The organism is Halopseudomonas sp. Lyrl_26 (assembly GCF_051948695.1).
Lineage (GTDB): Bacteria > Pseudomonadota > Gammaproteobacteria > Pseudomonadales > Pseudomonadaceae > Halopseudomonas > Halopseudomonas formosensis.
Map to the genome: position 1 here is coordinate 104,967 of NZ_JAYJLH010000007.1, position 10,373 is coordinate 115,339.

Here is a 10,373-nt window from a genome sequence, read left to right on the forward strand (position 1 = left end):
AGTGTGATCGTATTCCGATACCTCAGCCGCGAGGTGTTGACCACGCTGGCTGCGGTCAGCGGTGTGCTGCTGATCATCATCATGAGCGGCCGCTTCATCAAGTATCTGGCACAGGCTGCAGCAGGGCAGCTGGACCCGGGCGTGCTGTTCACCATCATGGCCTTCCGGGTGCCCGGCTTCCTGGTGCTGATCGTGCCCCTGGCCATGTTCCTGGGCATCCTGCTGGCCTACGGACGCATGTACCTGGACAGTGAAATGGCCGTGCTTTCGGCGACCGGCGTCAGCGACCGCCGGATTCTCGGTTATACCCAGGGCCCGGCGCTGCTGGTGGCCCTGCTGGTGGCCTGGCTGAGCCTCTGGGTGGCACCGGCGGGCGTGCTCAAGACCCAGCAGCTGTTCAATGAACAGGACGCCATGACCGAGTTCGATACCCTGGCCGCAGGACGCTTCCAGGCCCTGGGCAGCGGCCAGCGGGTGACCTACGCCGGTGGTCTGTCCGAGGACCGCACCGAGCTGGAAACCGTGTTCATCGCAGAGCGCACCGGGTCCGGCGAGGACGCCTCGGTCGGCGTGCTGGTGGCCGAAGGCGGGCGTCAGGAACTGACTGCCGATGGCAACCGCTACCTGGTGCTGCACAACGGCTACCGCTATGACGGTCGGCCGGGCTCGGCGGATTTCCGCACCATCCAGTACGACCGCTACGGCGTGCTGCTGCCCAAGCCGGAGGTGATCCGGGAGATCACCGACAGGGAAGCCATGCCGACCCGCCAGCTGCTGGGCAGTGATGACCTGAAAAACCGCGCCGAGCTGCAGTGGCGCCTGGCGGTGCCGCTGCTGGTGCCCATCGTCGCCTTCTTTGCCGTACCGCTGGCGCGGGTCAATCCGCGTCAGGGCCGCTTCCTCAAGCTGATTCCGGCGATCATTCTCTACATGGCCTACCTGGCGCTGCTGGTCAGCGCCCGGGGCTGGATGGAAGCCGGCAAGACCCCGGCGGCCATCGGTCTGTGGTGGGTGCATCTGGTGTTCCTGGCGATCGGGGTGATGCTGAATTTCCGCGCCCTGACTGCGCCCTCCGGTCCGAAAGGGGGTGCCCATGCGGCTGCTTGATCGGCACATCGGCACTACTGTGCTGCTCAGCGTCCTGACCGTGGCGCTGATCATCGTCGGGCTGGATCTGTTGTTCGCCTATATCGGTGAGCTGGAGGACCTGGAAGGGGACTATGGTGCGCTGCAGGCGCTGCTTTACGTGTTCCTGACCCTGCCGCGCAGGCTGTATGACCTGCTGCCGATGGCGGCGCTGGTCGGCTGCCTGATCGGTCTGGGGACTCTGGCCAGCAATTCCGAACTGACGGTCATGCGCGCCTCCGGGGTCTCCATCGGGCGCATCATGGGCTCCGTGCTCAAGCCGCTGCTGGCGCTGATGATCGCCGGGGTGCTGCTGGGCGAATACGTGGTGCCCTATACCGAGAATCTGGCCGACAGCCGCCGGGCGCTGGCGGTGGGCAGTGGCTCTGCGGTCAAGTCCAAGGGCCTGTGGCACCGGGAAGGCAACGACTTCATCCACATCAACGCGGTGCACCCCAACGGCACCCTGCATGGCATCACCCGCTACCGCTTCGACGACGAGCGCCGGCTGATCGAGACCAGCTTCGCCACCCGGGCCAGTGTGGAAGAGGAGCACTGGCTGCTGCAGGAGGTCGCCGCGACCCTGTTCGAGGACGACGGCACCAGCCGCGTCGAACAACATGAACAGCAGCGCTGGGATGTCGGCCTGTCACCCAGCCTGCTGCGCGTGGTGCTGCTGGATCCGGACGTGCTGCCGCTGCGCGGCATATGGCATTACCAGAGCTATCTGGCCAATCAGGGACTGAACAACAGCCAGTACTGGCTGGCCTTCTGGAAGAAGCTGCTGCAACCGGTGACCACGGCGGCGCTGGTGTTTGTCGCCATCTCCTTCATCTTCGGCCCGCTGCGCTCGGTAACGCTCGGCCAGCGGGTATTCACCGGGGTGCTGGTGGGCTTCAGTTTCCGCATCCTCCAGGACCTGCTGGGTCCATCGAGTCTGGTATTCGGCTTCTCCCCACTGATCGCGGTAGTGGCACCTATCCTCATCCTGGTAGTGATGGGCATGTGGCTGATCCGCCGGGCGGGATGAGCTGAAAGGACCCGGGAGGGAGGAGCACATTCTGCCGGGAACTCCATCATCGAGCTAGTGCTCGACGTTCCCAGGGGGGGGGGGCGTTTCCGGGCGGGCAGGAGGGTGGGGACGCTGTTCCGGGGGGGGGACGAGCACCAGCTCGTCCAGCAATCTCTCCCCAAGCTCAGGTCTTGGGCAGTACCACGGTGCGGGTGCCGGAGGCGATATCCGCCCAGGTGCGGGACTGCTTGTCCCACAGCGCCCACCAGATGCCCAGCCCGCCACACAGCCAGCTGACCAGCGAGACGCTTACCCGGTTGATCGCCTGACGGCGGGTGATGGAGGTGCCGTCGGGCTGCTGCACGCGCAAGCGCCAGGCCTGCATGCCCAGGGTCTGTCCGCGCAGGGTCCAGAACAGCATGAAGAAGCCGTAGATGGCCAGGACCATCAGCACCGTCAGCAGCGGGTCGCGGTCCAGCTGACCGGCGTTGGACATGGCCTCCAGCGTCTCGGCGCCATAGATCATCCGCAGCACGACCTGCTGGTAGACCAGGGTCAGCACCATGAGCATCGCCAGGCACAGCATCATGTCGTAGAAGGCGCTGGCGACCCGGCGGAAAATGCCGGGGGCGGGAAAGTCGCCCTGGGGGTGGAGTTGCTTGACGGCCATGTCTGCTCCGTTAACGTCGGGTCAAGGGCGGCCGGTCGAAGCGTACCGCTTCCAGGCCGTGTTGCATCAGGGTACGGATATTGGCGTGTTCGCTGCCGGTCGGATCACCCAGCACCGCCTGGTAATGCTCGGCAAAGCAATGCAGGGCCTGCTGGGTATCCAGCCCGAGATCCTGAGCCATCGCCAGCAGGCGGCAGGAGCCCTGGTTCTGCTCCGCGCTGTTGTACAGCGGCCCGTTGTGAAAGCCGCTGGGCCGGTAGTGGTAATGCTGTTCGATGAACGCCAGGGTGTCGGCGAAGCGGTGCTCGGCAGTGCCCAGGCGCGACTTGAATTGCTCGGCAGTCAGCGTCATGGGTGGCCTCTCAGCGTGCTGCGCTCAGGGTGATGGATACCGATTCGGAAAAGCGCAGGGCATGGGGCTTGTCCACTTCCACCTCGGCGTAACGCACCTGCTCGTTGTCCATGACGATATCCAGCACTTCCTGGGTCAGGCGCTCCAGCAGGGCAAAGCGGTTGCTTTCCACATGGCTGATGATCGCCTTGGTGATGGTCCGGTAGTTGAGCGCGTGCTCGATCTGGTTGATCTCCACCGCGTTGTCCGCCGGATAGAGGATGGTGGCGTTGATCACCACATCCTGCCGGTTGTTGATCTCTTCTTCCTTGATGCCGATGTAGGTGCGCAGGCGCAGGTCCTTGATCCTGATCCGCGCCATGCCGGGTTGCAGCTGCTGCATCTCAGTTGTCCCGTCCGATCAGTTGCAGGAATTCCTGGCGGGTGTTGAAGGACTCGCGGAAGGCGCCGAGCATCACCGAGGTCATCATTGACGAGTTCTGCTTCTCCACGCCGCGCATCATCATGCACATGTGTCGGGCCTCGATCACCACGGCCACGCCCCGGGCATCGGTGACCGTCTGCACGGCCTCGGCGATCTGCCGGGTCAGGCTCTCCTGAATCTGCAGACGGCGGGCGAACATGTCGACGATGCGGGCGACCTTGGACAGGCCGATCACCTTGCCCGCCGGCAGATAGGCCACATGGGCCTTGCCGATGAAGGGCAGCATGTGGTGCTCGCACAGGGAGTAGAGCTCGATGTTCTTGACGATCACCATCTCGTCACTGGAGGACTCGAACAGCGCGCCGTTGACGATTTCCTCCAGCGATTGCTGGTAGCCGCGACAGAGAAACTGCATGGCCTTGGCGGCACGCTGGGGGGTGCCCTTGAGCCCTTCGCGTTCGGGATTCTCACCCAGGTTGGTGAGGATGTCGTGGTAATTGCTGGTCAGCTTTTCAAGGCTCATTGGCATTCTCGTGTCGGTTCATTTGAGGTTCCTGCCGCCGTTGAGGTCGAGGCAGGTGCCTGTGACGTAGGGGTTGTCCATGAGATAGCGGATGGACTGGTAGACAACCTCGGGGCCGGGCTCGATGCCCAGCGCGGATTTGGCCAGCGCCTTCTCGCGGTATTCGGGTGTATCGCCTTCGTTGAACATGATCAGCGCCGGGGCGATGGTGTTGACCTTGATGCGCGGCGCCAGTCTGGCCGCGAAGGAGCGGCTCAGACCTTCCAGCCCGGCCTTGCTGGCACTGTAGGCAATGTGCCGGGCGCTGCCACGCTGGGCCACATGATCGCTGATATGGATGATGTCGCCGACCTGCACGGGGTCGAACAGCTGGTCGCTGGCCAGGTTCAGCAGGTAGGGCGCCTGCATGTGCACCATGAACATTTGCTGCAGCGCGTCGGCGCCCTGGTCATCGTTGTGCCAGATCGAGGCGTTGTGAATCAGCGCCCGCAGGCGCACACGGCGCTCGATCAGGGTGTCGATGAGCCGGCGGATGCCCTCAACGCTGGAGAAGTCAGCCAGCAACACCTCGATGCCCTGCAGCGGATTGTCCTGCCACTCCGGGCGAGCCTGCCGGCAGGTGATGATCACCCGGTAACCATCCTCCACCAGGCGCTGGGCGCAGTGCAGTCCGATGCGCTGGGCGCCACCGGTAATCAGAATGGTCGGTTTCTCTGTCATTGGCCGGGCAGGGTCAGGTGCATGGACCGGCTATCTTACCATGCCGGCTGCGGGCTGGGGCCCTGCCGGGTCGGACAGCCGCGGCGCTTCCGGGCATAATGGCCGGCCACCATGTGAACTGACGGGAGTGACAATGCATCTGGCGATTTTCAGTGGATCGGTTTTCGGTACCGCCGACGAAGTGGCGGACATGGCGGCCGAGCGGTGCCGCGCGGCGGGCCTGCAGGTGACCCGCCTCAAGCCGGTGACGGTAGACGCGCTGCTGGCCGCCGATGCCGATGCGCTGCTGGCGTGCTGCTCGACCACCGGCATGGGTGAACTGCCGGCGAGCATCCAGGACTTCTACTACGAGCTGCAATCGCGCTTTCCCCTGCTGACCGACAAGCCCTTCGGGGTCATTGCCCTGGGCGACTCCGGCTACGGCGATACCTTCTGCCAGGGCGGCGAGCAGCTGCGTGAACTGCTGCTGGAAGTGCAGGCCAGGGAGCTGCTGCCCATGCTGCGCCTGGACGCCAGCGAGACGGTCACCCCCGAAGAAGATGCCAAGCCCTGGCTGGATGAGTTTGTGGCGGCGTTGAAGGGGTAGAAGTCACGCGGGCCCCCTTCGCACCCGGGGCGGGTGCTCCTACAGGGGACGGGTGAGGTTCTTGTAGGAGCACCGCCTCGGTGCGAACCGGGCAGGCAGCCATTCGCACCCGGGGCGGGTGCTCCTACGGGGGCGGGGGCTGGGTGAGGTTTTTTTGTAGGAGCACCGCCTCGGTGCGAACCGGGCAGTCATCCACATCCGGGGCGAAGGCTCCTTGTATGTTACGCAGAGATCAACTGATAAGGTTGCTCGCCAGTTATCGGGGAGGCCGTATGCTCCTGGAGGCAGCTTGGACTGACCTCGTGTGTAGAGTGGCTCCCCGCCTCATTACCAACCTCGAAGAGTATCCGGAAGCTGGCTTGGCCAGACTTCGCATGACAAGGTCGAGGCGGCATCAAGTACGAGGTCGGGGAACCGGTAACTATTGTGACCGAAAATCTGCCGAGGGAGAACTCATTTGACCATTGCTGTTGGAATCGATATCGCTGCCAAGACATTCGACATGGTCATCCGCCGCTCCGAAAAGCCGAGCAAGTCGAGTGTTCAGTGAGGAGCACATGAAAGCTTGACCTTTAACAGAGTCTCTACAGGCTGCCGGTGGCGACCCGGGTCAGGGCGGCTTCGTCGAGGATGCTGATCTGGCTGTAGTGGATCTGCACCCAGCCGGCCTGTTCGAACTGTTTCAGCAGGCGGTTGATGCTCTGGCGTGAACTGTTGAGCATCAGCCCCAGGGTTTCCTGGGACAGCTGGATAGACAGGCGATCTCCACCCGGCCCCGGCTCGCTGTACTGCTGGGCATGCATCAGCAGGCGCTTGGCCAGGCGTGCGGGCAGGGGCAGCAGGGCGCTGTCCTCGAGCATGCTGAAGGAGTGGCGCAGGCGCAGGCACAGCAGGCGCATGAAGTGCGGGTACAGTTCGGGGCGGCGTTCCAGCAGCTGGTGGAACTCCCGGCGCGGGATCACCAGCACCTCGGTGGGACCCATGGCGTGGGCATCGTGGGTGCGGGGCAGGCCATCGAACAGCGATATCTCGCCGAACCAGTTGCCGGGACTGAGAATGGTCAGCAGCGCCTCGCGGCCGTCGGCACCGGTGCTGCTGATCCGCATCGCCCCGGTGCTGACGCCATACAGACCATCCGGCAGGTCACCCTGGGCATGCAGACGCTGGCCGTCTTCCAGCCGCCGCAGCCGGGCCATGCCGACCATCTCGCTGATGGCATCCGCCGGAAGGCCGCGGAACCAGCGATTCCTGTGCAGCAACTCCACATGCCGCTCGGTCACGCCGGCGGACACTGTAAGCTGATTGACAGTGCTGTCGTCAGTCACGCCTTAGACTCTCCTGAACTGGGCTGGCCAGTATGCCGCATCCGGCTGTTGCTGGCACCGGTTGGCGGGACACTGATAACAAGGCTGGGGGTTGGATTATGGCAAAGATGGCGGGCATTCCGATCGAGCAGTGGGCCGCGGCGGGCCGGGACTTCATGTTCGGCGAGCACCGGCTGCGCTACTGGGAGGCCGGCAGCGGTGAACCCCTGCTGCTGATCCATGGTTTTCCCAGCGGCGCCTGGGACTGGCACTACCTGTGGCAGCCGCTGGCCGAACGTTACCGGGTGATCGCCTGCGACATGCTCGGCTTCGGCTTCTCCGCCAAACCGCGGGGCCATGCCTACAGCCTGCTGGAGCAGGCGGATATCCAGCAGGCGCTGCTCAGCCATCTCGGCGTGGAGCAATACCATGTGCTGGCCCATGATTATGGCGACAGTGTCGCCCAGGAGCTGCTGGCCCGGGATCGGGAGGGCGAGTCTCGGCTGCTGAGCATGTGTTTTCTCAACGGCGGGCTGTTTCCGGAAACCCACCACCCCGTCCTTTTGCAGAAGCTGCTGATGAGTCCCATCGGTTTTCTGATCGGCCGGCGCTTCTCCCGGGAGCGGATGGCCGGCACCTTCAGCCGCATCTTCGGCCCGCACACCCAGCCCAGCGAGCAGGAGCTGGACGCCTTCTGGACCCTGATCATCACCCACAACGGCCCGGCGGTGATGCACCGGTTGATCCGTTACATGGCCGAGCGCCCGGTACACCGGGATCGCTGGGTGAGCGCCATGCAGCAGACCGCTGTGCCGCTGCGGGTGATCGACGGGGCGGCGGACCCCATCTCCGGTGCGCACATGGTCGAGCGCTATCACCAGCTGATCGCCAATGCCGATACCGTACTGCTGGAGGGTATCGGCCATTACCCGCAGGTCGAGGCGCCGGAGCAGGTGCTCAGGCACTACCTCGACTTCCGCGACCGCCTCTGACGCCGGGCAGTCGTGGACTCAGCGCTGCTCGTCGCGCAGGAACACCAGGGTGTTCTCGCTGGAGCTGGCCGGGTCGTAGTAATAGCCCTCCAGATTGAAGTCCTTCAGGCCTTCGGGATCGCGCAGGCGCTCCTTGATCACGTAGCGCGCCATCAGGCCGCGGGCCTTCTTGGCGTGGAAGCTGATGATCTTGTATTGACCGTTCTTCTGGTCCTTGAATACCGCCTCGATCAGTCGGCCCTTGAGGGCCTTCGGCTTGACCGCGCCGAAGTATTCCTGAGAGGCGAGGTTGAGCAGGATGTCATCCCCCTGCTCGGCCAGGTCCCCGTTCAGCCACTCGGTAAGCTCCTCGCCCCAGAAGCTGTACAGGTCCTTGCCCCCGGGGTTGGCCAGCTTGGTACCCATCTCCAGCCGGTAGGGTTGCATCAGGTCCAGCGGGCGCAGGATGCCGTACAGTCCCGACAGCATGCGCAGATGCTGCTGGGCGAAATCGAAATCCTCTTCACTGAAATCCTCGGCGTGCAATCCGGTATACACATCACCCTTGAAGGCCAGCAGTGCCTGCTTGCTGTTGGCGGTGGTGAACTCCTCGCTCCAGCTGCCGTAGCGGGCCACGTTCAGTGCGGCCAGCTTGTCGGAGATGGACATCAGCTTGCCGATTTCCTGGGGCGACTTCTCCCGCAGCACCTTGATCAGCTCGAGGCTGTGGTCGAGGTAGCGGGGCAGGGTGTGGCGCGCGGTCACCGGCGCGGTTTCGTAGTCCAGGGTCTTGGCAGGGGATATCACCATCAGCATGACAGGGGCTCCTTTGATTCGTTGCGTCTATTATGCCGCACCGAACCGGGTATGGCTCCCAATGGGGGTGATACAGGGAATTCATGGGGGATGGGGAAACCTGCCCCCTCTCCCGCAAGGGGAGAGAGGGTGTCGGGTTACAGGTGGGTTTCCGCGTACTCGGCGAGGATCGAGCGGGGGACTCCCTGCAGGTGGATGTGGACGCCGTGGGGGAAGTCCTTGAAGCACTCGGTCAGGTAGGTCAGCCCCGAGCTGGTGGCGTTCAGGTAGGGGGTGTCGATCTGTGCCAGGTTGCCCAGACAGACCACCTTGGAGCCGTTGCCGGCGCGGGTGATGATGGTTTTGATCTGGTGCGGGGTGAGGTTCTGGCTCTCGTCGATCAGGATGAAGCTCTGCTGGAAACTGCGCCCGCGGATGTAGTTCAGTGATTTGAACTGCAGCGGCACGCGGTCGAGGATGTACTCGACGCTGCTGTGCGTGCATTCGTCATCCATGTGCAGGGCTTCCAGGTTGTCGGTGATGGCGCCGAGCCAGGGCTCCATCTTCTCCTTCTCGGTGCCCGGCAGAAAACCGATGTCCTCGTCCAGCCCCTGGGTGCTGCGGGTGGCGATGATGCGCCGGTAGGTCTTGGTCACCATGGTCTGCTCGATGGCCGCAGCCAGCGCCAGAATGGTCTTGCCCGAGCCCGCAGCGCCGGTCAGGTTGACCAGATGGATATCCGGGTCGAGCAGCGCATGCATGGCCAGTGCCTGGAAGATGTCACGCGGGCGCAGGCCCCAGGCCTCCTGGTGCAGCAGCGGCTCGCGATGCATGTCCAGCACCTGCAGATTGACCCCGTCCACCGCCTTGATCTGGCCGACGAAGCCCTGTTCGTCGAGGATGAAGTCGTTGATGTGCAGAGCCGGGAGGTTGTCGACCAGCTGCACGTCGTGCAGGGTCTGCCCGGTCAGCTGGCGGGTTTCCACCCGGCTGGCACGGTCCCAGAAGGAGCCCTCGATCTGGTGGTAACCCCGGGCGAGCAGGTTGATGTCATCCAGCAGCTGGTCGGTGTGGTAATCCTCGGCATCGATACCGCAGGCGCGTGCCTTCAGGCGCATGTTGATGTCCTTGGACACCAGTACGATGCGGTCTTCGGGGTGGCGGTGCTGGAGTTGGCAGAGCTGGTTGATGATCTTGTTGTCGTTGAGGTCGTTGGGCAGGCAGTGCGCGGGGGTGGGGGTGCGGTCCATGAGGATGGCAAGGGTGCCGTTGGGGCCGGCCTTGCCGCGCTGGATGGGGACCCCGGATTCCACCAGGTCGGGCGGTGCATCGGCGAGGGTATGGTCTATCAGTCGGATCGCCTGGCGGCAGTCGGCGGCGGTGCTGGTCTTGCCGGATTTGAGCTTGTCGAGTTCTTCAAGGACGGTCATCGGGATGATGACGTGGTGCTCTTCGAAGTTGAGCAGGGCATTGGGGTCGTGGATGAGGACGTTGGTGTCGAGAACGTAGAAGGTGTGTCGGGTCGCTCCGCACGCTTCCATGGGCTGTTACCTCGCAATGGCCATATGCACGACTGCATCAGGCGCTGACCTGCTCCTGGCAGTCTGCGGGGCCGACTCACATTGCCTGACAGTATCAATGGATCACTGACAGGCATCGGTCGGTTGATTGAGGTATAGCGCAAAGAGTGTTACGGCTTCAAGCGCGCTGAGACAAACTGCCTGAATTTCTCATGGCGCGGCTTCCCTGGGGGGACGAGCACTGGCTGGTCCGCGGAGTTTGTCGGGGGCTCTTTCATCGAGTCCGATCGCGGCCCGTGGGCTCGACGTTTCCAGGGGGCGGCGTTCCCAGAAGGGCGGTGTTTCCGGGCGAACGGGAGTGGGGGGCATTG

The 10,373-nt window shown here is 63.9% G+C and carries 12 protein-coding genes; 4 read left to right on the forward strand and 8 right to left on the reverse strand.

The genetic code is table 11. From position 1 onward, the window contains the following. Positions 1–3 precede the first annotated feature (3 nt). Both lptF and lptG read left to right on the forward strand, forming a co-directional pair. Positions 4–1,107, forward strand: coding sequence for an LPS export ABC transporter permease LptF (gene lptF, locus VF673_RS10735; RefSeq protein WP_440291930.1), 1,104 nt, complete (start codon positions 4–6; stop codon positions 1,105–1,107). After that, positions 1,094–2,155 carry an LPS export ABC transporter permease LptG gene (gene lptG / locus VF673_RS10740; protein ID WP_273125685.1) on the forward strand — a complete coding sequence of 354 codons (1,062 nt, stop codon included), beginning with the start codon at positions 1,094–1,096 and terminating at the stop codon, positions 2,153–2,155. The genes lptF and lptG overlap by 14 nt, the downstream gene beginning before the upstream one ends. Positions 2,156–2,321: 166 nt before the next feature. On the opposite strand, the gene VF673_RS10745 is transcribed toward lptG, so the two are convergent. Genes VF673_RS10745 through folM form a run of 5 tightly spaced genes read right to left on the reverse strand, consistent with a single transcriptional unit; the run spans position 2,322 to position 4,826 of the window. After that, the gene (locus VF673_RS10745) at positions 2,322–2,807 is read right to left on the reverse strand and encodes an RDD family protein (protein WP_090535903.1); all 486 of its coding nucleotides are present in this window, start codon (positions 2,805–2,807) and stop codon (positions 2,322–2,324) included. A 10-nt stretch (positions 2,808–2,817) separates the two neighbouring features. Continuing rightward, on the reverse strand, positions 2,818–3,159 hold the full coding sequence (locus tag VF673_RS10750; protein ID WP_440291931.1) for a HopJ type III effector protein: 342 nt from the start codon (positions 3,157–3,159) through the stop codon (positions 2,818–2,820). Between the two features lie 10 nt (positions 3,160–3,169). After that, a complete protein-coding gene (gene folX / locus VF673_RS10755; RefSeq protein ID WP_090535905.1) occupies positions 3,170–3,541 on the reverse strand; it encodes a dihydroneopterin triphosphate 2'-epimerase in 372 nt (123 codons plus the stop codon). 1 nt (position 3,542) lies between these two features. Next, a complete protein-coding gene (folE, locus tag VF673_RS10760) occupies positions 3,543–4,112 on the reverse strand; it encodes a GTP cyclohydrolase I FolE (protein WP_407046234.1) in 570 nt (189 codons plus the stop codon). 12 nt (positions 4,113–4,124) lie between these two features. Beyond that, positions 4,125–4,826, reverse strand: a complete 702-nt coding sequence (gene folM, locus VF673_RS10765; protein ID WP_440291932.1) for a dihydromonapterin reductase — start codon at positions 4,824–4,826, stop codon at positions 4,125–4,127. A gap of 133 nt (positions 4,827–4,959) precedes the next feature. On the opposite strand from folM, the gene VF673_RS10770 reads away from it, so the two are divergent. Continuing rightward, on the forward strand, positions 4,960–5,412 hold the full coding sequence (locus VF673_RS10770; RefSeq protein WP_440291933.1) for a flavodoxin domain-containing protein: 453 nt from the start codon (positions 4,960–4,962) through the stop codon (positions 5,410–5,412). 584 nt (positions 5,413–5,996) lie between these two features. On the opposite strand, the gene VF673_RS10775 is transcribed toward VF673_RS10770, so the two are convergent. Further along, a complete protein-coding gene (locus tag VF673_RS10775; protein WP_273128321.1) occupies positions 5,997–6,737 on the reverse strand; it encodes a Crp/Fnr family transcriptional regulator in 741 nt (246 codons plus the stop codon). Between the two features lie 95 nt (positions 6,738–6,832). Here VF673_RS10775 and VF673_RS10780 point away from each other — a divergent pair, with 95 nt between their 5' ends. Next, positions 6,833–7,708, forward strand: a complete 876-nt coding sequence (locus VF673_RS10780; protein WP_440291941.1) for an alpha/beta fold hydrolase — start codon at positions 6,833–6,835, stop codon at positions 7,706–7,708. Between the two features lie 18 nt (positions 7,709–7,726). Here VF673_RS10780 and yaaA read toward each other — a convergent pair whose 3' ends face one another. Together yaaA and VF673_RS10790 are read right to left on the reverse strand one after the other, a co-directional pair. Continuing rightward, positions 7,727–8,503, reverse strand: a complete 777-nt coding sequence (gene yaaA, locus VF673_RS10785) for a peroxide stress protein YaaA (RefSeq protein WP_440291934.1) — start codon at positions 8,501–8,503, stop codon at positions 7,727–7,729. A gap of 137 nt (positions 8,504–8,640) precedes the next feature. Then, complete coding sequence (locus VF673_RS10790; protein WP_090535917.1) at positions 8,641–10,023, reverse strand: PhoH family protein; 1,383 nt, start codon at positions 10,021–10,023, stop codon at positions 8,641–8,643. Between the last annotated feature and the right edge of the window lie 350 nt (positions 10,024–10,373).

What these genes read in the sequence shown, in the direction of transcription:
- lptG (WP_273125685.1), top strand. Translation starts at nt 1,094, where the DNA reads ATGCGGCTGCTTGATCGGCACATCGGCACTACTGTGCTGCTCAGCGTC.
- VF673_RS10745 (WP_090535903.1), bottom strand. Translation starts at nt 2,807, where the DNA reads ATGGCCGTCAAGCAACTCCACCCCCAGGGCGACTTTCCCGCCCCCGGC.
- VF673_RS10750 (WP_440291931.1), bottom strand. Translation starts at nt 3,159, where the DNA reads ATGACGCTGACTGCCGAGCAATTCAAGTCGCGCCTGGGCACTGCCGAG.
- folX (WP_090535905.1), bottom strand. Translation starts at nt 3,541, where the DNA reads ATGCAGCAGCTGCAACCCGGCATGGCGCGGATCAGGATCAAGGACCTG.
- folE (WP_407046234.1), bottom strand. Translation starts at nt 4,112, where the DNA reads ATGCCAATGAGCCTTGAAAAGCTGACCAGCAATTACCACGACATCCTC.
- folM (WP_440291932.1), bottom strand. Translation starts at nt 4,826, where the DNA reads ATGACAGAGAAACCGACCATTCTGATTACCGGTGGCGCCCAGCGCATC.
- VF673_RS10770 (WP_440291933.1), top strand. Translation starts at nt 4,960, where the DNA reads ATGCATCTGGCGATTTTCAGTGGATCGGTTTTCGGTACCGCCGACGAA.
- yaaA (WP_440291934.1), bottom strand. Translation starts at nt 8,503, where the DNA reads ATGCTGATGGTGATATCCCCTGCCAAGACCCTGGACTACGAAACCGCG.
- VF673_RS10790 (WP_090535917.1), bottom strand. Translation starts at nt 10,023, where the DNA reads ATGGAAGCGTGCGGAGCGACCCGACACACCTTCTACGTTCTCGACACC.